This is a genomic window from Kaistia granuli DSM 23481, from assembly GCF_000380505.1.
Classification (GTDB): domain Bacteria; phylum Pseudomonadota; class Alphaproteobacteria; order Rhizobiales; family Kaistiaceae; genus Kaistia; species Kaistia granuli.
In genome coordinates, this window is the sequence record NZ_AQYH01000006.1 from 69321 (window position 1) to 95659 (window position 26339).

Annotated in this window: 30 protein-coding genes; 15 read left to right on the forward strand and 15 right to left on the reverse strand. The window is 66.2% G+C overall.

Annotation, left to right across the window (positions count from 1 at the left end):
• Positions 1-112: 112 nt before the first annotated feature.
• The 5 genes from G342_RS0107875 (at position 113) to rnhA (ending at position 6292) form a co-directional block, all read left to right on the forward strand.
• Complete coding sequence (locus G342_RS0107875; protein WP_018182579.1) at positions 113-700, forward strand: GNAT family N-acetyltransferase; 588 nt, start codon at positions 113-115, stop codon at positions 698-700.
• Between the two features lie 134 nt (positions 701-834).
• Complete coding sequence (locus G342_RS0107880) at positions 835-3723, forward strand: EAL domain-containing protein (RefSeq protein ID WP_018182580.1); 2889 nt, start codon at positions 835-837, stop codon at positions 3721-3723.
• A gap of 139 nt (positions 3724-3862) precedes the next feature.
• Positions 3863-4849, forward strand: coding sequence for a 4-hydroxy-3-methylbut-2-enyl diphosphate reductase (ispH, locus tag G342_RS0107885; protein WP_018182581.1), 987 nt, complete (start codon positions 3863-3865; stop codon positions 4847-4849).
• Positions 4850-4859: 10 nt separating this feature from the next.
• Positions 4860-5825, forward strand: a complete 966-nt coding sequence (locus G342_RS0107890; protein WP_026304237.1) for a homoserine kinase — start codon at positions 4860-4862, stop codon at positions 5823-5825.
• Positions 5822-6292, forward strand: coding sequence for a ribonuclease HI (rnhA, locus tag G342_RS0107895; RefSeq protein WP_018182583.1), 471 nt, complete (start codon positions 5822-5824; stop codon positions 6290-6292). The genes G342_RS0107890 and rnhA overlap by 4 nt, the downstream gene beginning before the upstream one ends.
• Before the next feature lie 24 nt (positions 6293-6316).
• On the opposite strand, the gene G342_RS0107900 is transcribed toward rnhA, so the two are convergent.
• From G342_RS0107900 to G342_RS23590, 4 genes are all read right to left on the reverse strand, one after another.
• Positions 6317-6709, reverse strand: coding sequence for a type II toxin-antitoxin system VapC family toxin (locus tag G342_RS0107900; protein WP_018182584.1), 393 nt, complete (start codon positions 6707-6709; stop codon positions 6317-6319).
• A gap of 2 nt (positions 6710-6711) precedes the next feature.
• The gene (locus tag G342_RS0107905; RefSeq protein WP_018182585.1) at positions 6712-6978 is read right to left on the reverse strand and encodes a type II toxin-antitoxin system Phd/YefM family antitoxin; all 267 of its coding nucleotides are present in this window, start codon (positions 6976-6978) and stop codon (positions 6712-6714) included.
• Between the two features lie 46 nt (positions 6979-7024).
• A complete protein-coding gene (locus G342_RS0107910) occupies positions 7025-7507 on the reverse strand; it encodes a peroxiredoxin (protein WP_018182586.1) in 483 nt (160 codons plus the stop codon).
• Between the two features lie 78 nt (positions 7508-7585).
• Positions 7586-8422, reverse strand: coding sequence for a protein-disulfide reductase DsbD domain-containing protein (locus tag G342_RS23590; RefSeq protein ID WP_018182587.1), 837 nt, complete (start codon positions 8420-8422; stop codon positions 7586-7588).
• Between the two features lie 131 nt (positions 8423-8553).
• On the opposite strand from G342_RS23590, the gene G342_RS0107920 reads away from it, so the two are divergent.
• Positions 8554-9165, forward strand: coding sequence for a YqgE/AlgH family protein (locus G342_RS0107920; protein ID WP_018182588.1), 612 nt, complete (start codon positions 8554-8556; stop codon positions 9163-9165).
• A gap of 13 nt (positions 9166-9178) precedes the next feature.
• Here the strand turns inward: G342_RS0107920 and G342_RS0107925 are convergent, their stop codons facing one another.
• The 8 genes from G342_RS0107925 to coxB form a co-directional block, all read right to left on the reverse strand.
• Positions 9179-9940 carry an SURF1 family protein gene (locus G342_RS0107925; RefSeq protein ID WP_018182589.1) on the reverse strand — a complete coding sequence of 254 codons (762 nt, stop codon included), beginning with the start codon at positions 9938-9940 and terminating at the stop codon, positions 9179-9181.
• A gap of 12 nt (positions 9941-9952) precedes the next feature.
• On the reverse strand, positions 9953-10354 hold the full coding sequence (locus G342_RS0107930; protein ID WP_018182590.1) for a DUF983 domain-containing protein: 402 nt from the start codon (positions 10352-10354) through the stop codon (positions 9953-9955).
• Positions 10355-10476: 122 nt separating this feature from the next.
• Positions 10477-11316, reverse strand: a complete 840-nt coding sequence (locus tag G342_RS25965; RefSeq protein ID WP_018182591.1) for a cytochrome c oxidase subunit 3 — start codon at positions 11314-11316, stop codon at positions 10477-10479.
• Positions 11317-11337: 21 nt separating this feature from the next.
• On the reverse strand, positions 11338-11934 hold the full coding sequence (locus G342_RS25970) for a cytochrome c oxidase assembly protein (RefSeq protein ID WP_018182592.1): 597 nt from the start codon (positions 11932-11934) through the stop codon (positions 11338-11340).
• A 7-nt stretch (positions 11935-11941) separates the two neighbouring features.
• A complete protein-coding gene (locus G342_RS26250; protein ID WP_198010756.1) occupies positions 11942-12100 on the reverse strand; it encodes a hypothetical protein in 159 nt (52 codons plus the stop codon).
• 11 nt (positions 12101-12111) lie between these two features.
• The gene (cyoE, locus tag G342_RS0107950; RefSeq protein WP_018182594.1) at positions 12112-13044 is read right to left on the reverse strand and encodes a heme o synthase; all 933 of its coding nucleotides are present in this window, start codon (positions 13042-13044) and stop codon (positions 12112-12114) included.
• A 60-nt stretch (positions 13045-13104) separates the two neighbouring features.
• Positions 13105-14727: a cytochrome c oxidase subunit I gene (ctaD, locus tag G342_RS0107955; RefSeq protein WP_018182595.1), complete on the reverse strand. Its 1623-nt coding sequence runs from the start codon at positions 14725-14727 to the stop codon at positions 13105-13107.
• 90 nt (positions 14728-14817) lie between these two features.
• On the reverse strand, positions 14818-15702 hold the full coding sequence (gene coxB / locus G342_RS0107960; protein ID WP_018182596.1) for a cytochrome c oxidase subunit II: 885 nt from the start codon (positions 15700-15702) through the stop codon (positions 14818-14820).
• A gap of 403 nt (positions 15703-16105) precedes the next feature.
• Between coxB and G342_RS0107965 the strand changes: the two genes are divergently transcribed.
• Positions 16106-16582 (forward strand): invasion associated locus B family protein, encoded by a 477-nt coding sequence (locus G342_RS0107965; protein WP_018182597.1) that lies wholly within the window; start codon positions 16106-16108, stop codon positions 16580-16582.
• A 22-nt stretch (positions 16583-16604) separates the two neighbouring features.
• On the forward strand, positions 16605-17216 hold the full coding sequence (locus G342_RS0107970; RefSeq protein ID WP_018182598.1) for a pyridoxamine 5'-phosphate oxidase family protein: 612 nt from the start codon (positions 16605-16607) through the stop codon (positions 17214-17216).
• Positions 17217-17258: 42 nt separating this feature from the next.
• Here the strand turns inward: G342_RS0107970 and G342_RS0107975 are convergent, their stop codons facing one another.
• Positions 17259-18530, reverse strand: coding sequence for a 3-phosphoshikimate 1-carboxyvinyltransferase (locus G342_RS0107975; RefSeq protein ID WP_018182599.1), 1272 nt, complete (start codon positions 18528-18530; stop codon positions 17259-17261).
• 216 nt (positions 18531-18746) lie between these two features.
• Here G342_RS0107975 and G342_RS0107980 point away from each other — a divergent pair, with 216 nt between their 5' ends.
• Both G342_RS0107980 and tldD read left to right on the forward strand, forming a co-directional pair.
• A complete protein-coding gene (locus tag G342_RS0107980; RefSeq protein WP_018182600.1) occupies positions 18747-19103 on the forward strand; it encodes a lysozyme inhibitor LprI family protein in 357 nt (118 codons plus the stop codon).
• A 114-nt stretch (positions 19104-19217) separates the two neighbouring features.
• Positions 19218-20642, forward strand: coding sequence for a metalloprotease TldD (gene tldD, locus G342_RS0107985; protein WP_018182601.1), 1425 nt, complete (start codon positions 19218-19220; stop codon positions 20640-20642).
• 23 nt (positions 20643-20665) lie between these two features.
• Here the strand turns inward: tldD and pdxH are convergent, their stop codons facing one another.
• Positions 20666-21268 (reverse strand): pyridoxamine 5'-phosphate oxidase, encoded by a 603-nt coding sequence (gene pdxH, locus G342_RS0107990; RefSeq protein WP_018182602.1) that lies wholly within the window; start codon positions 21266-21268, stop codon positions 20666-20668.
• Positions 21269-21398: 130 nt separating this feature from the next.
• On the opposite strand from pdxH, the gene G342_RS0107995 reads away from it, so the two are divergent.
• Both G342_RS0107995 and G342_RS0108000 read left to right on the forward strand, forming a co-directional pair.
• Positions 21399-21845: an RT0821/Lpp0805 family surface protein gene (locus tag G342_RS0107995; RefSeq protein WP_018182603.1), complete on the forward strand. Its 447-nt coding sequence runs from the start codon at positions 21399-21401 to the stop codon at positions 21843-21845.
• Between the two features lie 112 nt (positions 21846-21957).
• Entirely contained in the window at positions 21958-22956 is a 999-nt protein-coding gene (locus G342_RS0108000; RefSeq protein ID WP_018182604.1) for a DnaJ C-terminal domain-containing protein, read from the forward strand.
• On the opposite strand, the gene G342_RS0108005 is transcribed toward G342_RS0108000, so the two are convergent.
• Positions 22953-23942 (reverse strand): L-threonylcarbamoyladenylate synthase, encoded by a 990-nt coding sequence (locus G342_RS0108005; RefSeq protein ID WP_018182605.1) that lies wholly within the window; start codon positions 23940-23942, stop codon positions 22953-22955. The genes G342_RS0108000 and G342_RS0108005 overlap by 4 nt on opposite strands.
• A 197-nt stretch (positions 23943-24139) precedes the next feature.
• On the opposite strand from G342_RS0108005, the gene G342_RS0108010 reads away from it, so the two are divergent.
• The 3 genes from G342_RS0108010 (at position 24140) to G342_RS0108025 (ending at position 26242) form a co-directional block, all read left to right on the forward strand.
• Complete coding sequence (locus G342_RS0108010) at positions 24140-24901, forward strand: enoyl-CoA hydratase-related protein (RefSeq protein WP_018182606.1); 762 nt, start codon at positions 24140-24142, stop codon at positions 24899-24901.
• A 73-nt stretch (positions 24902-24974) separates the two neighbouring features.
• Entirely contained in the window at positions 24975-25904 is a 930-nt protein-coding gene (locus tag G342_RS0108015) for a histone deacetylase family protein (protein WP_026304243.1), read from the forward strand.
• Between the two features lie 89 nt (positions 25905-25993).
• Positions 25994-26242: an exodeoxyribonuclease VII small subunit gene (locus tag G342_RS0108025; protein ID WP_018182608.1), complete on the forward strand. Its 249-nt coding sequence runs from the start codon at positions 25994-25996 to the stop codon at positions 26240-26242.
• Positions 26243-26339: the final 97 nt, after the last annotated feature.

The window sequence follows — 26339 nt, forward strand, 5'->3', positions numbered from 1 at the left end:
ACCGGCTGGACGGGCAGCGGCGCCCGGCGGGCGCCTGGAATTGGGATCGATCGATCCAGCCTGGATAGGTCACGCTGGTTGGCAAGATGCGAGCGGGGGCGCGGCGCAACAAATGGAATTCCTGCGGTCCGTCGTGCCTTTTCATCCGATGCCGGAGATCAGCGCCGGCAAGGTATTCCTGCGCGCGCCGGCGATGTCGGATTTCGCCGCCTGGGCGAGCCTGCGCGCCGAGAGCCGCGCTTTCCTCATGCCGTGGGAACCGCTCTGGCCGGTCGACGATCTGACGCGCAGCGCCTTCAAGCGCCGCCTGCGCCGCTACCAGCGTGAAATCCGCGAATCGACCGGCTACCCGTTTCTCGTCTTCACCGCCGACGGCCGCCAGCTGGTGGGCGGACTGACCCTGTCGCACGTGGTGCGCGGCGTGACGCAATCCTGTTCGCTCGGCTACTGGATGGGCGCCCCGTATGCCGGCCAGGGCCTGATGACGGCGGCGGTCCGGGCCGTCATTCCCTTCGTCTTCGACACGCTGCGGCTGCATCGGCTGGAAGCCGCCTGCCTGCCGCACAACGCCGCCTCGATCCGTCTTCTCGAAAAAGCCGGATTCTCGCGAGAAGGCTACGCGCGTCGCTACCTCTGCATCGAGGGACGGTGGCAGGACCACCTCCTCTACGCGATTGTCAGTGATGATCCTCGACCCTGAAAGCCGAAAGCCCGGTCGGGTCGCGCCAACTGGCCCCGATAGGCTGTCGCTAACGTGTCACGCGGCCGAAAATTCCTTGTGCTGCTCCGGCCCGGATAGTACTTCTCGACGGCCTTCGGGCTCTGGAGGTTTGTTTGTTGCTTAACCGCATCGTCGCCGCGGTCTTTTTTGTCCTGTTCGCGGTCGTGGGTACAGCCACGCACGTGCAGGCGCTCGACGCGGTCAACGTCCCGCTCGACGGTACGACCCTAGACCTTACCCGGGCGGTCGAACGCGCCTCGCGCGACCCGTCCGACCGTGTCCAGGTCTCGACCGCGCCCGGGGCCGACGGCATTGTCCGCCGCATCGAGGTCCGCTCGAACGAAGCGGGCGGCACCTCCTACTGGGTTTCCTTCGCGCTTGCCAATAATGGCGACGAGCAGATCGACCGCCTGCTGGTGGCGCCACATTTCCGTCTCGCCAATTCCGGCCTGCTGATCCCCGACCTCGGCGCCTCGCGCATCGCGACCGTGACGCCGAGCCAGGGCTTCGCGCCGGAACGACAGCCGAGCCAGGAAGCCGATGTCTTCCGTGTCACGCTCGATCCCGGCGCCGTCGTGACCTTCGTCGCTGAACTGCGCACCCCCGTGCTGCCGCAGCTCTATCTCTGGGATCCCGACAACTACAAGGACGCCATCAACAGCTACACGCTGTATCATGGCATCGTCCTCGGCATTTCCGGCCTGCTAGCCTTGTTCCTCACCATCGTTTTCGTGGTCAAGGGCACGGCGATGTTCCCGGCGACGGCGGCGCTCGCCTGGTCCGTGCTGATCTATCTCGCCATCGATTTCGGCTTCTGGAACAAGGTGATCCAGATCGCGCCCGGCGACGACAAGATGTGGCGCGCCTTCGCCGAGGTGCTGCTGTCGGCGACGCTGCTGATCTTCACCTACACCTATCTGAACCTGAACCGATGGCACGCGCGCTACAGCCACGCCACCATCGCCTGGCTGGTTGGCCTGCTGATCCTGCTCGGCGTCGCGGTGTTCGAGCCGGGGATCGCCGCCGGCGTCGCGCGCTTCTCCTTCGGTCTGACCGTCACGCTCGGTTTCGTCGTCATCCTGTATCTGGCGATCCACCACTACGACCGCGCCATCATGCTGATCCCGACCTGGGTGCTGCTGATGGTCTGGATCCTCGGCGCCTATCTGACCGTGACGGGCAACCTCACCAACGACGTCATCCAGCCGGCGCTGAACGGCGGCCTCGTCCTGATCGTGCTGCTGATCGGCTTCACGGTGATGCAGCATGCCTTCGCTGGCGGCGCCATCGCGCAGGGTGCGATCGGCGAGACCGAGCGGCGCGCGCTGGCGCTCACCGGCGCCGGCGACATCGTCTGGGACTGGGACGTCTCGCGCGACCGCATCTATACCGGCTCCGACGCCGAGGACCTGCTCGGCCTGAAGCACGGCACGCTGGAAGGCCCGGCGCGCGACTGGCTCGACGTGCTGCATCCCTCCGACCGCGACCGCTTCAAGGCGACGCTCGATGCTGTCATCGAGCAGCGCCGCGGTCGCATCGCCCAGGATTTCCGCCTGCGCGCCGAGGACGGCCATTATCGCTGGTTCTATCTACGCGCCCGCCCCGTGCTCGGCTCGGACGGCGAGGTGACCCGCTGCGTCGGCACGCTGGCCGATGTCACCGAAGAGCGGACGGCGGAAGAGCGGCTGCTGCACGACGCCGTGCACGACAACCTGACCGGGCTGCCGAACCGCGAATTGTTCATGGACCGGCTGGCATCGGCCGTGACCCGGACCCAGACCGAAGGCACCGCGCGTCCCTCCGTCTTCGTGCTCGACATCGACCGCTTCAAGCAGGTCAATGACGGCTTCGGTCTGTCGGTCGGCGACTCGATCCTGCTGACGATCGCCCGCCGCCTCACCCGCCTCCTGAAGCCGCAGGATACGCTGGCCCGCATTTCCGGCGACCAGTTCGCCTTCCTGCTGATCTCGGAGAGCGAGCCCGAGCGCATCGCCGGCTTCGCCGATTCGGTCCGCCGCACGCTGCGCGCGCCGATCTCGTTCGGCGACAAGGAGATCTTCCTGACCGCCTCGATCGGCATCGCCATGCATGACGGCAAGCAGAACGACGCGCTGGAGATCGTCAAGGACGCCGAAATCGGCATGTATTACGCCAAGCGTCTCGGTGGCGACCGCATCGAGGCGTTCCGGCCAGCGCTGCGCCAGCACGGCGCCGACGCGCTGACGCTTGAGGCGGATCTTCGCCGCGCCATCGGCCGCGAGGAGATCAAGGTCCTGTACCAGCCGATCGTCCGGCTTGAGGACCGCACCATCGCCGGCTTCGAGGCACTGGCGCGCTGGGATCATCCGCAGCACGGCCGCATTCCGCCGGCGGAGTTCATCCCGCTCGCCGAACGCAACGGCCTGATCATCCCGCTCGGCCTGTTCGTGCTGGAACGCGCCGCCAAACAGCTCTCCGACTGGCAGGAGCAGCTGGGCCGCGACGTGCCACTGTTCGTCTCCGTCAACGTCTCCAGCCGGCAGCTGCTGCGCCACGACCTGATCAACGACGTGAAATCGGTGCTCTCCCGCTCGGCCGTGACGCGCGGTTCGCTCAAGCTCGAGCTGACCGAGAGCCTGGTGATGGAGAATCCGGAATACGCGGCCCAGGTCCTGACCCGCATCCGCGAGCTCGGCGCCGGGCTGTCGCTCGACGATTTCGGCACCGGCTATTCGTCGCTCTCCTATCTGCAGCGCTTCCCGTTCGAGACGCTGAAGATCGACCAGAGCTTCGTGCGCGGCCCGTCGGCCAAGCAGAAGCGCGTCATCCTCAGGGCGATCATCGGCCTGGCGCACGAGCTGGAGATGGACGTCGTTGCCGAAGGCGCAGAGACGGAGGACGACGCGCTCGACCTCTACGATCTCGGCTGCGAGTTCGCCCAGGGCTTCCTGTTCGGCCAGGCGATGACCGCGCCGGAAGCCGGCAAGCTGATCTTCCGCGAGGAAGAGGCCCTGATCGCGTGAAGCCACGCGGCGGATCAACGCCGCCGCCTGGATAGAGTGTAGCTTCCCGACGGCGGAGCGGCGGACAATGTGGCCCGCCGCTTGACAGCGCCCCTGTCGGTCCCTCTATTCCCGTCTCATGTCGATCCGAGAACCCAGCATGGCCGACACCGCCGTCAGCTCCCCTTCCGCCAAGCCTCCGCTTGAGATCCTGCTCTGCGCGCCGCGCGGCTTCTGCGCCGGCGTCGATCGCGCGATCCAGATCGTCGAGCTGGCGCTCGAGCGTTTCGGCGCGCCCGTGTATGTCCGGCATGAGATCGTCCACAATCGCTATGTCGTCGACGGGCTGCGCGACAAGGGCGCCGTCTTCGTCGAGGAGCTGGACGAGATCCCCGACGATGGCCAGCCGGTCGTGTTCTCCGCCCATGGCGTGCCGAAATCCGTGCCGGCCGACGCCAAGGCGCGCGAGATGTTCTTCCTCGACGCCACCTGCCCGCTCGTCTCCAAGGTGCACAAGGAAGCGCAGATCCACTTCAAGCGCGACCGCGAAATCGTCCTGATCGGCCATGCCGGACATCCCGAGGTCATCGGCACGATGGGTCAACTGCCGGAAGGCACGGTCACCCTGATCGAGACCGTCGCCGATGCCCTCGCCTACACGCCCAGGAATCCCGAGGCGCTCGCCTTCATCACCCAGACGACGCTGTCGGTCGACGATACCTCGGCCATCGTCAAGGTGCTGACGGAACGCTTCCCGGCGATCACCGCGCCGCACAAGGAAGATATCTGCTACGCGACGACCAACCGCCAGGAAGCCGTCAAGCGGATCGCCGGCGATGTCGACGCGATGATCGTCGTCGGCGCGCCCAATTCGTCGAACTCGCAGCGCCTGCGCGAAGTCGCCGAGCGCGAGGGCTGCCCCGTCTCGGTGCTGATCCAGCGCGCCGCCGACATCGACTGGGCACAGCTCGGCGACATCAAGCGAGTCGGCGTCACGGCCGGCGCCTCGGCGCCGGAAATCCTCGTCGAGGAAATGATTGACGCCTTCGCCGCCCGCTACGCGGTCTCGGTCGAGGTGGTGCGCAACGCCGAAGAAACGATCGCCTTCAACCTGCCTCGTGAACTCCGCCTTCCAGCCGCAGAATGAGCATCTCCTGATGGCCGTCTATACCGAGATCGCTGACGATGAGCTCGCATGCTTCATCGCCGGCTACGACATCGGCTCCGTCCTCTCCCTGAAGGGCATCGCGGAAGGCGTCGAGAATACCAACTACCTGCTCGTCACCGACGCCGGTCCGCATATCCTCACGCTCTACGAGAAGCGGGTCGACGCGAACGACCTCCCCTTCTTCGTCGGGCTGATGGAGCATCTGGCAGCGCGCGGCATCATCTGCCCGCAGCCGGTGCGCAACCGCGAGGGCCACGCGCTCGGCACGCTCGCCGGCCGGCCGGCGGCGATCGTCACCTTCCTGCAGGGCATGTGGGTGCGTCGTCCGCGCACAGAACACTGCCTCGCCGTCGGCGGCGCGCTGGCGAAGCTGCACATCGCCGGCGAGGGCTTCGAGCTGACCCGCCGCAACGCGCTGACGGTCGACGACTGGCGCCCCCTGTTCGATCGCGCCTCGGCGCGCGCCGACGAGGTGCAGCAAGGCCTCGCCGCCGAGATCGCCGCCGAGCTCGACATACTCGAGGCGTGCTGGCCGAGCGACCTGCCGCACGGCGTCATCCATGCGGATCTCTTCCCTGACAACGTCTTCTTCCTGCATGACGAGCTGTCGGGCCTGATCGACTTCTATTTCGCCTGCAACGACTTTCTCGCCTATGACGTCGCCGTCTGCCTGAACGCCTGGTGCTTCGAGCCGGACGGCTCGCTGAACGTGACCAAGGCGCGGGCGCTGCTGAACGGCTACCAGAAGATCCGCCCGTTCACGGCGGCGGAGCTGCAGGCGCTGCCGCTGCTCGCGCGTGGCTCCGCGCTGCGCTTCCTGCTGACCCGGCTCTACGATTGGCTGAACGTTCCGCCCGGCGCCCTTGTCGCGCCGAAGGACCCGCTCGAGTATTGGAAGAAGCTGCGCTTTCACCGGTCGGTGAAGGATGTCAGCGCATATGGATTGAGCTTGTGACTGAAGAAAACCGCATCGCCATCTGGACCGACGGCGCCTGTTCCGGCAATCCCGGGCCGGGCGGCTGGGGTGCCGTTCTCATCTCGGGCGAGCATGAGAAGGACCTGAAGGGCGGCGAGGCCGACACCACCAACAACCGCATGGAACTGACGGCGGCGATCGAGGCACTCGACGCCCTGAAGCGGCCCTCGACGGTCGATATCCACACCGACTCGCAATATGTGAAGGGCGGCATCACCGGCTGGATCCACGGCTGGAAGCGCAATGGCTGGAAGACGGCCGACAAGAAGCCGGTCAAGAACATCGACCTCTGGCAGCGCCTCGACGCCGCCCTGCAGCGCCACAAGGTGACCTGGCACTGGGTCAAGGGACACGCCGGCAACGAGGCCAACGAACGGGCAGACCAGCTCGCGCGCGACGGCATGGCGCCCTTCAAGACGAAGAAGAAGAGCTTCAGCCCGGGCTAGGCGACTGCCGAAGCCCGCACGGGATCAGCGGTCCCACAGGCGGCGCACGCCGAAGGCGTCGAAGCGCTTTTCGCTGGAAACCAGAGCGACATCCTCGATCAACGCCTGCGCGATCAGGATGCGGTCGAACCGGTCATCATGCGCACTCGCGAACATTTCCGCGCGCGCCGCATGCAGCGTCGTGATCGGCAGCCGCCCGAAGCGCTCCTGTTCGATCTCGCCCTCGATGTCGTCGGTCAGGCGCTGCATGTTGGAGAGGATGCCCGCCCTCGCCTTGTCGAGCAGTTCCAGCACGGACGCCGCGCTGATCAGCGGCTCATTGGCGGGGTCGGCGATCGCCTCACGCGCTGGCGCGGACAGACGTGGGCTGCCCATCATCCACCAGAACCAGGCATGCGTGTCGAGAAGCAGCCTCATCCCTAGTGATCCCATGCTGACGAAGCCGTCTCGGGAAAGGGCTCGAAGAAGCGATCGTCGAAATCGATCAGCCCCTTGAGGCGGCCGGGTGTGCGGGGAATGGTTGAAGCGGCGCCGAGATCGGCGTCCTGGATCGGCACGATGCGGGCGATCGTGTCGTTGCCGCGCATCAAAACGACGTCTTCACCGGCTTGCGCTTGTGCGACAAGCCTCGACAGGTTTGTTTTCGCTGCATGCATCTTCACTCGGATCATGGCGCGGAAACCCATCAGCTCCTTATTAGCTAGAAGGTTTCCGCGCCCGACACAAGCTGGTCTAGAGAAGCTCGAGCACCGCGGCCGCGCCGGAGACCGAGACGCCGCCCGCTTCCTCGACGTTGAGCGCCTTGACGACACCGTCCTCGACGATCATGGCGTAGCGCTTGGAGCGCGTGCCGAGGCCGCCGGCGGTCAGGTCGAATTCGAGGCCGATCGACTTGGTGAACTCACCCGAACCATCCGCCAAGAACAGGATCTTGTCTTCGGCGCCGGTCGCCTTGGCCCAGGCGCCCATGACGAAATGATCGTTCACGGCGGCCACGGCGATCGTGTCGACACCCTTCGCCTTGATGGCGGCGGCCTGGTCGATATAACCGGGCAAATGGTTCTTGTGGCAGGTCGGCGTGAAGGCGCCGGGAACGGCGAAGAGCACGACCTTCTTGCCGGCAAACACATCGGCCTCCGTCTTTTCAACGGCACCGTCGGGGGTCATGACGCGAAACTTCGCGGCGGGGATACGGTCGCCGACCGAGATAGCCATCTCGTTCTCCATGCAAAAGTTTGGAAGGAAGGGCTGGACGGGAAAGGAATGATGCGGCAACGCATCATTCCCGAAAGGTTACGGCGTCACGCCGTCGCCGTCGAGCTTGAAAGTCCGGCTTGTCGCGACCTTGCCCTCGGTCAGCGTCAGGCGGATCTCGGCCCCGCCGATCGCGCCGCTGGCTGACTTGCGGTCGACGGCGAAGCGGAAGGCCGACCGACCGCCATCCGCAGCGACCGCCTTCGGCGGATCGGCGTACCAGTCACCCGGCGTCTCGACGAACAGCACCGCCTCGGACGGATTGGCGGCGGCGAACTCGACCTCGAATTCGGGTTTCTTGTCCGGCCCGCCGACACGCCGGAGCGACTTTAGCTCGAACTCGCCAGGGCGGCCGGGGCCCGGCAGGGCGGCACGGGCCGCCGCGATGATCGGGGCGCCCTCCTCGTCGGCAGGGTCGGCCGAAAGCTCCAGCCGAGCGCGCAGGTTGACGGGAATGCAGATGTCCTCACAGACACCAATATCGAGGACGACGTCGAGCCGCACCGGCTTGCCGGGCTCGGCGACGGTCATATGCACAGGCAGGACAACCCGATCCCGATAGACGTTGGAGGCGGCATAGCCGTCATCGTCGCGTTCGGGGGCCGGAAAGCTGACGGTGGCCTCGCGGGCGTTGACCGAGTCCGAGAAATCGAATCGCGGCGGCACGCCCGCATCGCCCGGCGACCGCCAGTACGTCTTCCAGCCGGGCTCCAGCTTGATCTCGATCGCGCCGTGCAGCGAACCATCCGCCTCCGGGGCGGTGGCGACCAGCCTCACCCGCACATTGTCGGCGGCGACCCACGGCCCCGTCGTGGCGAGGGCCGGCGCGCCAGAGAAGACAAGGACGAGGGCTGCGGTGAGATTGCGGATCTGCATGACAGCAGGCTAGACGCGCATTTTGGCAATCTCCAGACCGAGCTTCAGCGCTCCCATCATTTGTTCGTGTCCCAACCTTGCCGTGACAAGGCGGACTTTCCTTTTGGACCGCCCGTGCTAGGCTTTGCATCATGATTGGGAACCAGCCCCGCTCGCTTTCCGAGCCAAGCTATCTCGACGGGCAACTCCTCATCGCCATGCCGAGCATGGAGGATGGCCGCTTCGCCCGATCCGTCGTCTATATCTGCGCCCATTCGGCCGATGGCGCGATGGGTATCGTCATCAACCAGGTCGCCCCACAGATCGACTTCGTCGACCTCCTGATGCAGCTCGACATCATCCCCGAAGGGCCGGAGATCCGGCTGCCGCCGGTCGCCAACCGGATGATCGTGCAGCGCGGCGGCCCGGTCGAAACCGGGCGTGGCTTCGTCCTGCACAGCGCGGACTATTTCATCGAAAATTCGACGCTGCCGATCGACGACCAGATCTGCCTGACGGCGACGCTGGAGATCCTGAAGGCGATCGTCGCGGGTTCCGGGCCGAAGAAGGCCATGCTGGCACTCGGCTATGCCGGCTGGGCGCCGGGGCAGCTCGACGCCGAGATCCGCGCCAATGGCTGGCTGCATTGCGCCGCTCGCCCGGAGCTGATCTTCGACCACGATCTCAGCTCGAAATATGATCGCGCCATGGCGCTGATTGGCATCGATCCCGCCATGCTCTCCGGCGAATCCGGGCACGGCTGAGGCCAATCGCCGTTCAGTCCTTCCGCTTCAGCACGCCATAGACGAAGACGCCATAGACGCCGAGCAGGGCCAGGGCGAGCCCGAACCACGTCACCACATATTGCAGGTGATTGTTCGAGAAGCTGACTGTCGTCTCGCCGCCCTGCGGCAGGCCGCCCGGATTGGGCGTGGCGTCGGCATCGATGGAATAGGGAGCGACCTGATCCGCGGGAAAACCGCTGGCGGCGCCGAAACGGGCCGGCTCGCGCGCGAACCATTGATTGGTCACCAGGTTCGGCGAGGCCTGGAACTGGCCGGGATTCTCGGGCCGGCGCAACAGCCCCGTGACGGTCACACGGCCCGGCAACTGGCCGGCGGCGCGCTTCGAGGCGTCCTTCATCGCATCCGGCACGAAGCCGCGATTGACGTAGACGATCCAGCCGTCATCGGTGCGGAGCGGCGTGAACACGAACCAGCCGACACCGCCGATCGGGCCGCGGGGCTGCATCAGCGCACTGTAGAAATGCGCCTCGGCGTCATTCAGGAAACTGCCAGAGACGGTGACGGGCGTGTAGTCGGCCTCGGCGAGATCGAGCGTCTTCCACATGTCCGGGCCGGGAGCGGCAACCGGCGCGTCCTTGAGCCGGCTGTCGACCTGCGCGATCAGCGCTTCCTTCCAGGTCATGCGTCGCAACTGCCAGGTGCCAAGCGAACAAAGGATCGCGAAGGCGATCAGCGTCGCGATCGTGGGCCAGACGAGCTTGCGGATCGGCGAGCGTCGGGAAGATTGGGTCATGCGCGCATCGGGTCAGCCCTGTTCGAGCTGCCCCTCCTCCGCCTTGTGCTTGTACTGGATGGCGATCATCAAGCCCTTCAGCGGCCGCAGCATGGCGAGGGCCAGCCCCACCACCAGCGGAATCCAGAGCAGCGCGTGCAGCCAGAATGGCGGCTGGAAGGTGAACTCGACATAGAGCGCCAGGAACGCGACGATGAAGCCGACGATCAGCATGACGAAAACGGCGGGACCGTCGCCGGCGTCGCTGAAGGCATAATCGAGGCCGCAATTGGCGCAGCGCGGCGCCACCTGCAGGAAGCCGCTGAACAGGCGGCCTTCGCCGCAACGCGGGCAACGACCGCGCAAGCCGGTGCTGGAAGGCGTCAGCGGCGGATACAGCGCCTTGTCGCGGATCGGCTCGGATGGGTCGCTCAAGGCGTGCTCCTGACCGGCGGCCGGCAGGAAGCCGCCTGGGTCGATCGGGGGGGTCTCGCCGGAGGGCGGTGCCCCAAAAAGATACGGGCGGCCGAAGCCGCCCGTGACGTGATTGGCTCGGCTCAGGCGCCGTGCATCGGCGCGCCCCAGCCGCCCCAGACGTAGATGGCGAAGAAGAGGAACAGCCAGACAACGTCGACGAAGTGCCAGTACCAGGCAGCCGCCTCGAGGCCGAAATGCTCCTTCGGCGTGAACTGTCCGGCGATCGCCCGCAGCAGGCAGACGAGCAGGAAGATCGTACCGACCAGGACGTGGAAGCCGTGGAAGCCGGTCGCCATGAAGAAGGTGGCGCCGTAGATGTTGCCGCCGAACGAGAACGCCGCATGGGCATACTCATAGGCCTGGACGCAGGAGAAGATCGCGCCGAGCACGACAGTGCAGATCAGACCCCACTTCAGGCCTTCGCGGTCATTGTGCAGCAGCGCATGGTGCGCCCAGGTCAGCGTCGTGCCCGAGGTGAGCAGGATCAGCGTGTTGAGCAGCGGCAGGTGCCAGGGATCGAACACCTCGATGCCCTTCGGCGGCCAATGTCCGCCGGTGAACTCGTAGCGCGCGACGTTCTGGGCCTCGCTGGCGAACAGGCTGGCGTCGAAGAACGACCAGAACCAAGCAACGAAGAACATCACTTCCGAGGCGATGAACAGGATCATGCCATAGCGCAGATGCAGCTGCACCACGCGAGTATGATGGCCCTGCTGGCCCTCGGCGATGACATCGGCCCACCAGGCATACATCGTGTAGAGCACCACCAGCACGCCCGGCACCAGCCAGAGCAGCGAGCCGCCATGCATGTAGGTGATGAACCCGATCGCCAGCACAAACGCGCCGACCGAGGCCACGAACGGCCACGGGCTCGGATTGACGAGATGATAGTCGTGTTGCTTGGCGTGGGCCTCAGCCATGGAGATGCTCCCCGGTCTTTCTCAAAGCGCCTTTCCCGATTCCGGGGTCTTGACCGAAGCGACAGGCGCCTGGGTCTCGTCCTCGGTCGGGAAGAAGGTGTAGGACAGTGTGATCGTATCGATGAAGCGCGCCTGGGCGTTGGCGTCCATGGCGGGATCAATGAAGAAGGTCACGGGCATCTCGACCTTCTCGCCGGGCTTCAGCGTCTGCGACGTGAAGCAGAAGCAGGCGATCTTGTTGAAATACTGACCGGTCAGGTCCGGCGTGACGTTGAACGTCGCGGTGCCGGTCGACGTCTTGTTGGTACGGTTCTCGGCGAAGAAATTCACGACGTGAATCTCGCCGAGCTTGACCGAGATCTGGCGCTGCTCGGGACGGAACGCCCAGCCGATGCCGTTGGCGACGTTGCCGTCGAAGCGCACCGTGACCGTCCGCTCGAGCGGCTTCTCCGGCGCGGAATCGGCGCGCACCGGCGTGCCGCCATAGCCGGTCAGCTGGCAGAACATGCTGTAGAGCGGCACCGACGCGAAGGCCGCGCCGAGCATGGCGAGCACGAACACGCCGCAGGCGGCCGCCGTCAACCCATAGGACCGCTTCGTCTGCGGTTGCTTGCTCATCGCGTCCTCACAAAGGCCGGTTGGTAATGGCGCCAGGGCCCATCTTGACGATGGTGACGACATAGAACAGCACGACGAGGGCCACCAGCACCGCCGCGATGGCGATCGAGCGGGCGCGCTGGCGCTTCTTCTGTTCCGGGGTAAGTCGAACGCCGTCTTCGCTCATGGTCATGTCCTTCATGCGACAAAGCCCAGCAAGCCAAGGCAGCGATCCACGAGCAGCAAGGCAAAGAGCAGGAAAAGATAGATGATCGAGTAGCCGAACAGGCGCCGCGCCGGCAGCATCAGCTTGTCGCTGTCGGGCATGCGATAGACGCGCCAGGCGAGCAGGACGAAGCCGAGGCCGAGCGCAGTCGAGGCCACGCCATAGCCAAAGGAGGCGAAGCCGAGGATGGTCGGCAGCACGCCGATCGGTGCCAGCAGCACGGAGTAGATCAGGATCTGCTTGCGGGTCTCAGCGAGGCCCGAGACGACCGGCATCATCGGCACGCCGGCGCGCTGGTAGTCGTCCGACTTGAACAGCGCCAGCGCCCAGAAGTGCGGCGGCGTCCACATGAAGATGATCAGGAAGAGCACCAGGCTCTCATAGCTGACGGAGCCCGTCACGGCCGCCCAGCCGACGACCGGCGGGAAGGCGCCGGCGGCGCCGCCGATGACGATGTTCTGCTGCGTCGAGCGCTTCAGCCACATCGAGTAGATCACGGCATAAAAGAAAATGGTGAAGGCCAGCAGCGCGCCGGCCACGACGTTCACGAAGAGGGCGAGCAGCGCGACCGAGAAGCAGGCCAGCGTCAGCCCGAAGGCGAGCGCCTCGCCCTCGGTGATCTTGCCCATCGGGATCGGACGCGTGCGGGTACGCTTCATCACCCGGTCGATGTCGGCGTCGTACCACATGTTGAGCGCGCCGGAGGCGCCGGCGCCGATGGCGATGCAGAGCAGCGCCGTGAAGCCAAGAACCGGGTGAATGCCGCCCGGCGCCAGCATCATGCCGACGAACGCCGTGAAGATGACGAGCGACATCACGCGCGGCTTCAACAGCGCGAGGTAGTCGGAAGGGCTAGCGAGGTTGCCCGCCACAGCGTCGATCCGGTTCAGGTGCACGTCAGACATTGTAGTCACTATCACTCGTAAAAGAGGGCCGGGACGCATCCCGGCCCCTGATTGTTGCGCTTAGTGCTTCACGTCACCAATGCGCGGCAGGACTTCCCACTGGTGGAAGGGCGGCGGCGACGAAAGCTGCCACTCGAGCGTGGTGGCACCCGACCCCCAGGGGTTGTCCGGAGCCGGCACCTTCTTCAGCAGCGAGTCGATCACGCCGTAGAGGAAGATCAGGACGCCGAAGGCCGAGATGTACGAGCCGATCGACGACACGAAGTTCCAGCCCCAGAACGCATCCGGGTAGTCGACGATACGGCGCGGCATGCCGTCCAGGCCGAGGAAATGCTGCGGGAAGAAGACGAGGTTCACGCCGACGAACATCACCCAGAAATGCGTCTTGGCGATGGTGTCATTGTACATGTAGCCGAACATCTTCGGGTACCAGTAGTACCAGCCGGCGAAGATCGCGAACACGGCACCGAGCGACAGCACGTAGTGGAAATGCGCCACGACGAAGTAGGTGTCATGGAAGGAACGGTCGAGACCGGCATTGGCCAGCATCACGCCCGTCACGCCGCCGACGGTGAACAGGAAGATGAAGCCGATCGCCCAGAGCATCGGCGCCTTGAACTCGATCGAGCCGCCCCACATCGTCGCGATCCAGGAGAACACCTTGATGCCCGTCGGCACCGCGATGACCATCGTCGCGGCGACGAAATAGGCCTGCGTCTCAAAGGAGAGACCCGTCGTGTACATGTGGTGGGCCCACACGATGAAGCCGACGACGCCGATGGAGACCATGGCATAGGCCATGCCGATATAGCCGAAGATCGGCTTCTTCGAGAAGGTCGAGACGATGTGGCTGATCATGCCGAAGCCGGGCAGGATCATGATGTACACTTCCGGATGACCGAAGAACCAGAACAGGTGCTGGAACAGGATCGGGTCACCGCCGCCTTCAGGCTTGAAGAAGGTGGTGCCGAAATTGCGGTCGGTCAGCAGCATGGTGATCGCACCGGCGAGCACCGGCAGCGACAGCAGCAGCAGGAAGGCGGTGATGAGCACCGACCAGGCGAACAGCGGCATCTTGTGCAGCGTCATGCCGGGAGCGCGCATGTTGAAGATCGTGGTGATGAAGTTGATCGCGCCGAGGATCGACGACGCACCCGAAATATGCAGCGCCAGGATCGCGAAATCCATGGCAGGGCCGGGCTGACCTTCGGGACCGGAGCCGGAGAAAGGCGGGTAGATCGTCCAGCCGCCGGAGGGGCCGTTGTGGCCCGTGGCGCCCGGAACGAACAGCGCGATGATCAAAAGCAGCAGCGAGGGAGGCAGCAGCCAGAACGAGATGTTGTTCATGCGCGGGAACGCCATGTCCGGCGCGCCGATCATGATCGGCACCATCCAGTTGCCGAAGCCGCCGATCATCGCCGGCATGACCATGAAGAAGATCATGATCAGGCCGTGCGCCGTCGTGAACATGTTGAACACGTTCGGATTGTTGAAGATCTGCATGCCGGGCTGCTGCAGCTCCAGACGAATGCCGACCGAAAGTCCGCCGCCGATGAGACCCGCGAAGATCGCGAAGATCAGGTACATCGTGCCGATGTCTTTGTGGTTGGTCGAATAGACCCAACGACGCCAACCCGTCGGATGGTCGTGGTGATCAGCAGCGTGTGCAGCACCCGTGGCCATGGCCTGCTCCCTTTTTTTGTTCCAGCGGCATCACGGCGCAGAGCGCGCGCCGGAGCCGATCCATTTCAATCCTGCGACGACGCGGCCACCTTAGCGGGCGGCCACCTCGACGGCGGTTCCGTGGGCCTGGGCGACCTTGTCCTTGGCGATCGCCGCGGCGAGTGCCTTGTAGGCGGCCGGCAGGTCGTCCTTGGCCTGGGCGACCCAGGTCTGGAACTGTTCCGGCGTCACGACGCGGATGGCGATCGGCATGAAGGCATGGTTGATGCCGCAGAGCTCGGAGCACTGGCCGTAATACACACCCTCGCGCTCGGCCAGGAACCAGGTCTCGTTCAGGCGACCGGGGACGGCGTCGAGCTTGAGGCCGAAGGACGGCATGGCGAACGAGTGAATGACGTCGGCGCCAATGACCTGGAGACGAACCACCGTGCCAACCGGCACGATCATCTCGTTGTCCACGGCCAGGAGGCGCGGCTGGTTCACGGGATCGGTGCGATCCTTGTCCTCGAGCATGGTCGAGTCGAACGCGACGCCGTCATGGTCGGAATATTCATAATTCCAGTACCACTGCAGACCGGTCGCCTTGATTGTCATCGTCTTGGCCGGATCGTAATCCTGGACGATACGAGCCGGATCCGCCTGCGCAAACAGCAGCGAGAACGACGGAACCGAGATGCCGATCAGGATCAGGATCGGCGCCAGCGTCCAGACCACCTCGATCATCGTGTTGTGCGACGTCCTCGACGGCACCGGGTTCGCCTTCCGGTTGAAGCGAACCGCCACGTACGCGATGAGAGCCAGAACGACAAGCACCACGGCCACCATGGCGATGGTGATTCCGAGGTTGAAGCGCTCGATCATGCCCTGAATCGGCGAGGCGGCGGCCTGCGACCACACGGCCCACGGGGTCGGCTGGGCAGCCAGCGCGGCACCCGTCAACCCACCCATGGCCGCGGCGGACGCCGCAGCCGTCATCAAAACTGTCCTGAGACGCGTGATCGCCTTCGTCACGTGTTCACTCCCTATCCATGCCATCGCGGCATCGAAGCCGATCAGCGCAGCGAAATCCGAAAACGGCCTCCGTTGCGCCATTTTCCACAACAGTATAGGCCGAAGGCGTTTTCTGCCATGCGAAGCGTTCGGATTCGGCCGAATATCGACCGAGACAAACCACATGCCCCTTTGCCTAGCAACGGGGGATCGTGACAACAGATGCGGCAAATCGCGCTCGAAGAAGCGCCCCGCGAGGGTTACTGCGGCGTCCATCGTCGTGCATGGATGTACGACACATGTGTGAATTGAGGAGATCGCTCCGGTGAAGGTATTTCCGACTGTGCGTCTTGGCGCATTGCGGCCCCTGCGAATCGTCCAGGCAGCCTTGGCAGCCGCCGCTTTTGCGGCTGCGGTGCCGGGCGCGGCGACGGCGCAGGGCGTCTCCAAGGGCATGCATGGCGACTGGGAAACGCGCTGCGACAAGCCCCCGGGCGCGCAGGGCGAAGTCTGCTCGATGATGCAGTTCGTGACGGCCGAGGACCGCGACAATGTCGGCCTCTCCGTCATCGTCCTGAAGACGGCCGACAAAAAGGCCAAGGTGATGCGCGTGCTGGCGCCGCTCGGCGTGCTGCTGCCCTCCGGCCTCGGCCTGAAGATCGACCAGAACGAGATGGGCCGGGCCGGCTTCGTGCGCTGCCTGCCGGACGGCTGCCTCGCCGAGGTCATCCTCGACGACGACCTCATCGGCAAGCTGCGCAACGGCAAGACGGCGACCTTTGTCATCTTCCAGACGCCGGAAGAAGGTATCGGCATCCCGATCTCGCTGACCGGCTTCGGGCCGGGCTTCGACGCCCTGCCCTGATAGCTCGACGAAGGACCCGCCCATGGCCCGCATTGAGACGATGGATTCACTGCGGGCCCTCTATGGCGCGCCCAAGGGCCGTTCGGTCGCCAAGCAGCTCGACCACCTCGACCGCCATTGCCGGTCGTTCATCGAGCTGTCGCCCTTCCTGATCCTCGCGACCCAGGGCGCCGACGGGCTTGGCGACGCCACGCCGCGCGGCGATCACCCGGGCTTCGTGACCGTCCGGGACGACACGACCCTGGTCATCCCCGACCGCATCGGCAACAACCGCATCGACTCGCTGTCGAACCTGGTCGAGCGGCCGGGCATCGGCCTGCTGTTCCTGATCCCCGGCGTCGACGAGACGCTGCGGGTCAACGGCACGGCTATCATCGACGACGACCTCGCGCTGCGCACCGCCCATATGGCCGAGGGCAAGATTCCCGCCACCGTCGTCGTGGTGACGGTGCGCGAGGCCTATCTGCAATGCGCCAAGGCACTGATGCGCTCGAAGCTCTGGGCCGAGGAAAGCCAGATCGCCCGGGACCGCCTGCCGACCATGGGCGAGATGCTCAGGGATCACACGCGCTCGACCGAGCAGGCCGAGACGCAGGCAGAGATGCTCGCCCGCTACGCCCAGAACCTCTACTGAGGCGCGGCCGCGCCGAAGCGCCGCCGCTCCATTTTCGCTCGGCTAGTCGGACAAGCCGACGCCGAGCCCCCGCAGGGCTTCCCAATAGGTCGGATAGGTCTTCGCCACGCAGCCGGGATCGAGAATCGTGATCGCGCCGATCTTCAGGCCGGCGAGCGCGAAGCTCATGGCGATGCGGTGGTCCGAATAGGTCTCGATCCGCGTCGGCAGCACCTGGCCGGCGAGCTTCGGGTCGGACGCGACGATCAGATCATCGCCCTCCTCCGTGCCGAGACCGGGGCGGATGCGCGAAAGCTCCGTCGCCACGGCGGCGACCCGGTCGCATTCCTTCACGCGCAGATTGGCGATGCCGACGAAACGCACCGGCGTCTGGTTGAAGGCGGCGAGCACGGCAATGGTCGGGATCGCGTCCTGCATCTGCGACCCGTCGATGACCGGCGGCAGGTTCGGGAACATAGCGATCACCTCGCGCGCCTTGGCGTCGGGCTGGGTGAAGGCGTCGGAGGCGACGCCGAGATCGATCGTGCCGCCCGTCAGCACCTCGGCCGCCCACAGATAGGTCGCGGCCGACGCATCCGGCTCGATGACATAGTCAGTCGCCTTGTAGCCGGTCGGCTGGACGCGCCAGCTCGCCGCGTCGACCTGCTCGACCTCGGCGCCGAAGGCGCGCATCGCCGCGATCGTCAGGTCGACATAGCCGCGCGCACCGATCTCGCTTCCCGTCAGCGTCACCTCGATCGGACCGTTGCCGAACGCCGCCGCCATCAGGAGCGCCGAGACATACTGGCTCGACAGGCCGCCATCGATCTCGACCCGGCCGGTGCCGAAGGCGCCATTGCCATGCACGGTGACCGGCGGATATCCGCCGGCGTCGCTGGCGTCGATGCCGAGCGAGCGCAGCGCCTCGACCAGCGGGCCGATCGGCCGCTTGCGCATATGCGCGTCGCCGTCGACGACGACGGTTCCGTCGACCAGCGTCACCGCCGCGCTGAGGAAGCGCATCGCGGTGCCGGCATTGCCGAGGAAGAGCGGCTCGGACGGCGGGTTCAGGCGGCCGGAGCTGGTGACGATGAAAGTGGTGGCGTCGGGCTCGTCGATGGTGACGCCCATGGCGCGCAGCGCCCCGGCCATCAGCTTGGTGTCGAGGCTCTTGAGCGCGCCGGTCAGCCGGCTCGTGCCCTTCGCCAGCGCCGCCAGCAGCAGCGCCCGGTTGGTGATCGACTTCGATCCCGGCGGCGTGACACGGCCATTCAGCGGACCGTCAACGGGGATAATCGTCAGGGCCTGCTTGTCCAGCCCGAATGCCGTCGCCATGCTGTTCTCCATCCATTCGCAGCGATCACGACACGGACCCGCGTCAGCGACGACGCGGTGGTCAGCAATCAGCCCGTCAATAGTTCGTGCCGCAGCGTATGGGCCATTCGCCCCCCCCAACGCAATGGGGACCGCGCGCGGATTGGTCCTCGACAACCGCCCGACGTCCCATCAAGCTCCGCAGCGCCCAGCCCCTTCCAGCAAAGGCACATCGTCATGAACCGCCTCGCCCTTCTTGTCCTGACGAGCGTCACCCTCGCCTCCATCGTCCCGGTCCGGGCCGCCAGCTTCAATTGCGCCAAGGCGAACGCGCCGGATGAAATCGCGATCTGCGGGGATCCGGAACTCTCCGAGCGCGATACCGAGATGGCCGCGCTCTGGTTCGCCTACAACAAGGTTCCCATGCTGATGGGCGCGAACGCCGCCCGCCGCGACGCAGCCAGCGATTTCCTGAAGCTGAGAACCGCCTGCGGCAGTGACGTCGCCTGTCTCGGCAGGGTCTATCACGCGCGGATCGCCGCGCTTCGGGCCGAGATCACCTCGGCAATGGATGCGCTCGCCGACCAGCAATGAACGAAAGGCGACACGGGGAAACGTCACCCGTGGCCGCCGCTCGACGGCAAGGGGGTGCGAAAGTACGCGCGATCCCCTATCTCAACGGCTCAGCTACGATCCCCGGAGTTCCCCATGGCCGATGAACAACTTTCCATTCTCGCGCGCGCCGGCCTCGACCGCGACGCGACCCGAAGCGTTGTCGCCGAAGCCCTCTCCGGCGCCGACGACGGCGAGCTCTATCTCGAATATGCGCAGTCGGAAGGCCTCGTCTTCGACAATGGCCGGCTCTCCGGCGCCAGCTTCGACACCCGCCAGGGCTTCGGCCTGCGCGCCGTCGCGGGAGAAGCCGTCGGCTATGCCCATGCCGGCGAGGTGTCGCTCGATGCCATCCGCCGGGCAGGCGAAGCCGTTGCCTCGGTCAAGCGCGGCCATACCGGCACGCTTGCCGAGCCGCCCCAGGGCACCAACCGCATCCTCTACACCGACGAGAACCCGCTCGGCAGCCCGAGCTTCGCCGACAAGGTGAAGCTGCTGGAGGCGATCGACGCCTATGCGCGGGCGAAGGACCAGCGCGTCCGCCAGGTCAGCGCGTCGCTCGCCGGTTCCTGGCAGGTGATCGAGATCCTCCGTCCTGACGGCACCTATCGGCGCGACGTGCGGCCGATGGTGCGCGTCAGCGTCTCGATCATCGCTGGCGAGGGTGACCGCCAGGAGCAGGGTTCCTACGGCATGGGCGGCCGCGAAGGTTTCGGCCAGTTCGTCACCACCGATCGCTGGCACCTCGCCGTCGACGAGGCGCTGCGCCAGGCGCTGGTCAATCTGGAAGCGGTCCCCGCCCCGGCCGGCACCTTCGACGTCGTGCTCGGCCCCGGCTGGCCGGGCGTCATGCTGCACGAGGCGGTCGGCCATGGCCTCGAGGGCGACTTCAACCGCCGCGGCGAGAGCGCCTTCGCCGGACTGATGGGCCAGCAGGTGGCAGCCAAGGGCGTCACCGTCATCGACGACGGCTCGATCATGGACCGGCGCGGTTCGCTCTCCTTCGACGACGAGGGCACGCCAACCCAGGCGACGACGCTGATCGAGGACGGCATCCTCGTCGGCTACATGCAGGACCGCCAGAACGCCCGCCTGATGGGCATGCAGCCGACCGGCAACGGAAGGCGGCAGTCCTATGCGCATGTGCCGATGCCGCGCATGACCAATACGATCATGAAGAGCGGCAAGGACGATCCGGCCGAGATCCTCGCCTCGGTCAAGAAGGGCCTCTACATGGTCTCGTTCGGCGGCGGCCAGGTCGACATCACGAGCGGCAAGTTCGTGTTCTCCTGTACCGAAGGCTACATGATCGAGGACGGCAAGATCGGCGCGCCGGTGAAGGGCGCCATGCTGATCGGCAACGGGCCGGAAGCGATGAAGCGCGTCTCGATGGTCGGCAACGACATGGCGCTCGACCTCGGCATCGGCACCTGCGGCAAGAGCGGCCAGGGCGTGCCGGTCGGCGTCGGCCAGCCGACCATCCGCATCGACCAGATTACCGTCGGCGGCACGTCCGCCTGAGTCTCAGCCTCGTCGCGAACGCCTCACGGATAGAGGCGTTCGCGGCTCCATTCGCCGTCGCCCGGCGTCGCACGGCGGAACACCACCCGGTCATGCAGGCGGAAGGCGCCGTCCTTCCAGAACTCGATCTGGGTCGGCGTGATGCGGAAGCCCGACCAATGCGCCGGGCGCGGGATCTCGCCGATGGCGTATTTCGCCGCGAAGCTCGCCACCGACTTCTCCAGCGCGAATCGCGATTCGAGCGGCTGCGACTGCTTCGACGCCCAGGCGCCGAGCCGGCTGTGCCGGGCGCGGGTGGCGAAATAGGCATCGGCCTCCCCCGCCGTCACCTGTTCGACCGGGCCGCGCACGCGGACCTGCCGGCGCAGGCTCTTCCAATGGAACAGCACCGCCGCCTTGGGGGTCGCCAGCAGCTCCTGCCCCTTGGCGCTGCCATAGTTCGTGTAGAAGACGATCCCCCGCTCGTCGAAATCCTTCATCAGGACCATGCGCACATCCGGCAGCCCGTCAGGGTCGACGGTCGCCAGCGCCATGCCGTTCGGATCGTTCGGTTCCGAAGCCTCCGCCTCCAGCAGCCAGGCTGCGAAAAGGGCAAAGGGATCGGTCGCGGCTGTGAAGTCACTCATCCTTAATCATCTTTTCCGATGCTGCGATCCGCAGGGCGTCCGCTGGGGGGTCATTCGTGCTGCTACGGGACAGACATATATCGACCGGACGGCACATGACCAGACAAGACGGGATCAAGCAGGAATGCGGATGATTGGCGGCCTCCGCCCGATTCTGCTGATTGCCGGATGCGGCCTCGCCGGATGCAGCCTGATGCCGGGCGGTCCGGAATCCGACATCGATCCGATGACGACCGCCTCGATCGCGCCGGCCAAGCCGACGCCGCCGACCCGCTCGGTCGTCGAAGCCGTCGCCCCGTCCGACTGGGAGCACATCCGCCTGACGGCCTCGACCTTCATCCCGGGCTCGGCCAATGGCGATATCATCGACTGGACCAATCCGGATACCGGCTCGAACGGCACGCTGTCGCCGGTTCGCGTCGCCCGCGACGAGCCGGACGGCCGCAACTGCCGGCCCTTCTCGCTGACGGTCAGCGACGTGCGCGGCATTCGCCGCTACAAGGGCGACGCCTGCCGCGCGCCGGACGGCATGTGGCAGCTCTTCGAGGTCGTTCCCGAAGACAGCGCACTTCTCTAGAGTTCAAACGATTCGAGGCGATTGGAATCAATTCCTAGCCTCCCTATGTTATGGAGAGTTCCGGTGCCGCATGGCGGGCCGGGATGAATCCTGCCCTTAGAGGGGGTTTCCCATGCGTGATCCATATCAGGTGCTCGGCGTCGACAAGAAGGCGACCGCGGCCGAGGTGAAGAAGGCGTTCCGCCGTCTCGCCAAAAAGCATCATCCCGACCAGAATCAGGATGACCCGAAGGCCCAGGAGAAGTTCTCCGAGATCAATTCGGCCTATGAGATTCTCAGCGACGAGGAAAAGCGCGGCCAGTTCGACCGCGGCGAAATCGACGCGGAAGGCAAACCCAAGTTCCAGGGGTTCGAGGGCTATTCAGGCTTCGATCCGCGCGCCGCGTCCAGTTCCGGCGCCCGCAGCTTCCGCTGGTCCTCTAGCGGCGGCGGCAATGGCGGTGCCGACGACATCCTCAACGACCTGTTCGGCTTCGGCGGCAGCCAGGGCGGCGGTTTCAGCGGCTTCGGCGGCCAGACCGGCGGCTTCGGCGGCGCCTCCGGCGGCGCGCGTGCTTCGGCCCAGTCGCGCAGTCGCGGCGAGGACGTCTCCGCCACCGTCGCCGTGACGCTGGAGCAGATCGTCCGCGAGGAGAAGGTCCGCGTCGAACTGCCGACGGGCCGGACGCTCGAGATCTCGATTCCGGCCGGCACGCGGCCCGGCCGCGTGATCCGCCTGCGCGGCCAGGGCTGGGCGAGCCCGACCGGAGGCCCGTCCGGCGACGCGCTGGTCACGGTCGAGTTCGTGCCGCATCCGCTGTTCAAGGTCGACGGCGATGCGCTGCGTCTCGACCTGCCCGTCACGCTCGACGAAGCCGTGCTCGGCGCCCGCGTCCGCGTGCCGACATTGACCGGCTCCGGCACGATGACCATCCCCGCCCGTTCCGACGGCGGCCGCGTCATGCGCCTGAAGGGCAAGGGGCTACCGACCAGCGTCGGCGGTCATGGCGATCTGCTGGTCGCGCTGAAGATCGTCCTGCCCGACACGGTCGATCCGGAATTCGAGGCGATGATGCAGCGCTGGCGCGATACGAACTTCTATTCGGCGCGCGGGCCGGAGTTCGAAGGCTAAGCCGGTCGCGGCGCCGCCGCGCGCCGCAGCCGGTCGACGATCGCTTCGCCGAGGCCCTTGGCAGGGATCGGCGCCACGGCGATCGTCGCCGCCTTGCCGTCCAGCTCGCGGAGCGCCGAGAACAGGCGTGCGGCAGCTTCGATCAGGTCACCGCGCGGGCTCAGATTGATGACGGCTGACGCCAACTCGGCATGGCGGGGAAGCGTCGGTCCGAAGGCGATCAGCGCCTCTCCGGCCAGAACCTCCACCGCATCGAGCCGCACCATCGCGCCCGGCGCATAATGCGAGACCAGTTGTCCCGGCGCCGTCGGCGCCTCGGGATCATCCAGCTCGACCCGCTCCACCGGCATTCCGGCGACCGCCTCGATGCTTTCGCGTGGCAGCCCCCCTGCCCGAAGCAATGCCAGTCCTGTGGGAGTCGCGGCGAGAATGGTCGATTCGACGCCGACATGGCTTGGCCCGGCATCGAGCACGATCGCTACCCGCCTGCCGAGATCGGCCGCGACATGGCCGGCCGTGGTGGCGCTGACATGGCCGGACCGGTTGGCGCTCGGGGCGGCGAGCGGGCGGCCAAAAGCCTTGAGCAGGGCCTGGGCGGCCGGATGCGAGGGCATCCGCACAGCCAGCGTGTCGAGCCCGGCGGTGGCGAGGTCGGAAATGCCGGCGTCTGGGCGCTTCGGCAGCACCAGCGTCAGCGGGCCCGGCCAGAACGCCTCGGCAAGACGGCGCGAGACGGCGTCGAACACGACAAGCCGTTCCGCCGCGGCGAGGTCAGCGACATGGGCGATCAGCGGATTGAAGCTCGGTCGCCCCTTGGCGGCATAGATCCGCGCGACCGCCTCGCCATTGGTGGCATCCGCCGCCAGACCGTAGACGGTCTCGGTCGGCATGCCGACGATCTCGCCCGCCTCCAGCGCCGCGACGGCGTCCTTCAGCGCGTCGACATCGTCGGCGGGGCGAATATTGGAGGGTTTGTGAGCGGCCAAGCCAATCTCCCGGAAACGTCTGGAGCGCGAGACGCCAGAAGGACCGACACGCCCCGCCAGTCAAGTCCCACCGCATGGCGCGGTCGGGGCCTGTGACGATTGGGCCTCTCAAAATTGCAATCAAATTCGTTCGGCTACTTTACTTGAAGGCATCAGCGGTCCAATTCTCCTCCCTCCGTTGCAGGGACCGAAAGCGCATGACCGATAGCATGAGTTTGCCGATCGCCATCGACTCGAAGGGCGGCATTACCGTCATTCGGATCGATCGACCGGAAACTCAGAATGCGCTGACGGCCGACATGCTGGCGGCCATTTCGGATGCGCTCGTCCGGGGCGAGCGCGACGGCCGCAACAAGGCGTTCGTCCTGCTCGGCGCGCCCGGTGTCTTCTCGATCGGCTACGACCTCCGCGAGCTTCTGAACTTCGCCGATAGTGGTCGGCTGGATGAAAGCATCGTCCGTTTCCTGAAGACCATAGCGACGATCGAAAAGCCCCTGATCGCCGCCGTCGACGGCCTGGCGCTCGGCATGGGCGCCAACATCCTCTTCCATTGCGACTATGTCGTCGCGAGCGAATGGTCGGCGTTCGAATCGACCTGCGTCGAGCTGGGCCTGATACCGAGCGGCGCCGCGACACTGCTCGCGCCCCGCGCGATGGGGGCGCAGCGGGCGTTCGAATTCCTCGTGCTCGGCGAACGCTTCGACGTCGAGCGCGCCTATCACGCCGGCCTGGTCAACCGTGTCGTCGCCGCCCACGACGTGGAAAGGGAAGCGATCGCCATCGCGAAGAGCCTGACCAGCCGTTCCATGGAGACCGCCGGCCTGACCCGCCGGCTGATGCGCGGCGACCGGCGCGACGTGCTCGCCCGCATCGATCAGGAAATCGTGCATATTCTCGACCGGCTGCGCTCGCCCCTCGCACGCGACAAGCTGGTCGCCTACATGCGCAAGGCGCACTGAGCGGCCGCTCGACGCCGAGGGCATGGCCTGCGGCGATCCGATGGGCGGATCAACCGACGACCGGGGACCCAACATGGCGACGCTGCTGATCCATCATCCGGTATTCGCCGAGCACCTCGTGCCGTTCGGCCATCCCGAACGGCCCGAGCGCATCCGCGCCGTCGAGGCGGTGCTGGCGGAGGACCGCTTCGCCGCGCTGATCCGCGAAGAGGCCCGGATGGCGGATGTCGAGATGATCCTGCTCTGCCATCCGCGATCCCATCTCGACGCCATGCGCCACTACAGCCCCTCCGAGAGCATGATCCGCGTCGACGCCGATACGACGATGTCGTCGAAGACCCTGGAGGCGGCGCTGATCGCCGTCGGCGGCGCCTGCCAGGCGGTCGACGCCGTGATGGACGGCGACGCGCAAAACGCCTTCTGCGCCATGCGGCCGCCCGGTCACCACGCCGAACCCGACCGCGCCATGGGCTTCTGCTTCTTCAACCAGGCCGCGATCGCCGCCCGCCACGCCCAGCGCGGCCACGGCATCGAGCGCGTAGCGATCGTCGACTGGGACGTGCATCACGGCAATGGCACGCAGGCGATCTTCTGGGACGATCCGTCCGTGCTCTACGCCTCGGTCCACCAGATGCCGCTGTATCCGGGAACGGGGGCGGCCAGCGAGATCGGCGCCGGCAACATCGTCAATGCGCCGCTGCCGCCCGGCGCCGGCAGCGCCGAATTCCGCCATGCCTTCGAGAGCCGCATCCTGCCGGCGCTGGACGCCTTCCAGCCGGAACTGCTCATCCTTTCAGCCGGCTTCGACGCCCACCACCGCGATCCGCTCGGCGAGCTGATGCTCGACGAGGCGGATTTCGCCTGGGCGACCGATCGGCTGATGGAAAGCGCGGCCGGGCCAGCGCTGGGCCGGATCGTCAGCATCCTCGAAGGCGGCTACGATCTGAAGGCGCTCGCTGCATCGACCGCCGTCCATGTCGAAAGGCTGATGCGGGCCGGCTGACGGTGTCGCGGAAGGCCCCTGGGCCGGACGGCTTGCATCGCGCCGCCCGATGACCGAAAAGGTTCGCCGCACAATCCGGAGACCCGTTCATGTCCGACGCCCAGACCGCCCTTGAGAGCCTCTCCTTCGAAAAGGCCCTGGCCGAGTTGGAGACCATTGTCGGCCATCTCGAGCGCGGCGACGTGCCGCTCGAGGAATCGATCAAGATCTATGAGCGCGGCGAAGCGCTGAAGAAGCACTGCGACGCGCTGCTGAAGCAGGCCGAGGCCAAGGTCGAGAAGATCCGCACCGGCGCCAACGGCCAGGCGACCGGCACCGAGCCGCTCGACCTCGACTAGCCCGGCGCGCCCCACGCCCGGCGGCGCGATCGTTGAACAAGCCGTCGCCGGAACCGTGTCTATCGGTCAATACTGCACGCCTCCATTATCGGTGTCG

What these genes read in the sequence shown, in the direction of transcription:
- G342_RS0107875 (WP_018182579.1), top strand. Translation starts at nt 113, where the DNA reads ATGGAATTCCTGCGGTCCGTCGTGCCTTTTCATCCGATGCCGGAGATC.
- ispH (WP_018182581.1), top strand. Translation starts at nt 3,863, where the DNA reads ATGGCCGACACCGCCGTCAGCTCCCCTTCCGCCAAGCCTCCGCTTGAG.
- G342_RS0107890 (WP_026304237.1), top strand. Translation starts at nt 4,860, where the DNA reads ATGGCCGTCTATACCGAGATCGCTGACGATGAGCTCGCATGCTTCATC.
- G342_RS0107900 (WP_018182584.1), bottom strand. Translation starts at nt 6,709, where the DNA reads ATGAGGCTGCTTCTCGACACGCATGCCTGGTTCTGGTGGATGATGGGC.
- G342_RS0107905 (WP_018182585.1), bottom strand. Translation starts at nt 6,978, where the DNA reads ATGGGTTTCCGCGCCATGATCCGAGTGAAGATGCATGCAGCGAAAACA.
- G342_RS0107910 (WP_018182586.1), bottom strand. Translation starts at nt 7,507, where the DNA reads ATGGCTATCTCGGTCGGCGACCGTATCCCCGCCGCGAAGTTTCGCGTC.
- G342_RS23590 (WP_018182587.1), bottom strand. Translation starts at nt 8,422, where the DNA reads ATGCAGATCCGCAATCTCACCGCAGCCCTCGTCCTTGTCTTCTCTGGC.
- G342_RS0107920 (WP_018182588.1), top strand. Translation starts at nt 8,554, where the DNA reads ATGATTGGGAACCAGCCCCGCTCGCTTTCCGAGCCAAGCTATCTCGAC.
- G342_RS0107925 (WP_018182589.1), bottom strand. Translation starts at nt 9,940, where the DNA reads ATGACCCAATCTTCCCGACGCTCGCCGATCCGCAAGCTCGTCTGGCCC.
- G342_RS25965 (WP_018182591.1), bottom strand. Translation starts at nt 11,316, where the DNA reads ATGGCTGAGGCCCACGCCAAGCAACACGACTATCATCTCGTCAATCCG.
- G342_RS25970 (WP_018182592.1), bottom strand. Translation starts at nt 11,934, where the DNA reads ATGAGCAAGCAACCGCAGACGAAGCGGTCCTATGGGTTGACGGCGGCC.
- G342_RS26250 (WP_198010756.1), bottom strand. Translation starts at nt 12,100, where the DNA reads ATGAGCGAAGACGGCGTTCGACTTACCCCGGAACAGAAGAAGCGCCAG.
- cyoE (WP_018182594.1), bottom strand. Translation starts at nt 13,044, where the DNA reads ATGTCTGACGTGCACCTGAACCGGATCGACGCTGTGGCGGGCAACCTC.
- ctaD (WP_018182595.1), bottom strand. Translation starts at nt 14,727, where the DNA reads ATGGCCACGGGTGCTGCACACGCTGCTGATCACCACGACCATCCGACG.
- coxB (WP_018182596.1), bottom strand. Translation starts at nt 15,702, where the DNA reads ATGACGGCTGCGGCGTCCGCCGCGGCCATGGGTGGGTTGACGGGTGCC.
- G342_RS0107970 (WP_018182598.1), top strand. Translation starts at nt 16,605, where the DNA reads ATGGCCCGCATTGAGACGATGGATTCACTGCGGGCCCTCTATGGCGCG.
- G342_RS0107975 (WP_018182599.1), bottom strand. Translation starts at nt 18,530, where the DNA reads ATGGCGACGGCATTCGGGCTGGACAAGCAGGCCCTGACGATTATCCCC.
- G342_RS0107980 (WP_018182600.1), top strand. Translation starts at nt 18,747, where the DNA reads ATGAACCGCCTCGCCCTTCTTGTCCTGACGAGCGTCACCCTCGCCTCC.
- tldD (WP_018182601.1), top strand. Translation starts at nt 19,218, where the DNA reads ATGGCCGATGAACAACTTTCCATTCTCGCGCGCGCCGGCCTCGACCGC.
- pdxH (WP_018182602.1), bottom strand. Translation starts at nt 21,268, where the DNA reads ATGAGTGACTTCACAGCCGCGACCGATCCCTTTGCCCTTTTCGCAGCC.
- G342_RS0107995 (WP_018182603.1), top strand. Translation starts at nt 21,399, where the DNA reads ATGATTGGCGGCCTCCGCCCGATTCTGCTGATTGCCGGATGCGGCCTC.
- G342_RS0108000 (WP_018182604.1), top strand. Translation starts at nt 21,958, where the DNA reads ATGCGTGATCCATATCAGGTGCTCGGCGTCGACAAGAAGGCGACCGCG.
- G342_RS0108010 (WP_018182606.1), top strand. Translation starts at nt 24,140, where the DNA reads ATGACCGATAGCATGAGTTTGCCGATCGCCATCGACTCGAAGGGCGGC.
- G342_RS0108015 (WP_026304243.1), top strand. Translation starts at nt 24,975, where the DNA reads ATGGCGACGCTGCTGATCCATCATCCGGTATTCGCCGAGCACCTCGTG.
- G342_RS0108025 (WP_018182608.1), top strand. Translation starts at nt 25,994, where the DNA reads ATGTCCGACGCCCAGACCGCCCTTGAGAGCCTCTCCTTCGAAAAGGCC.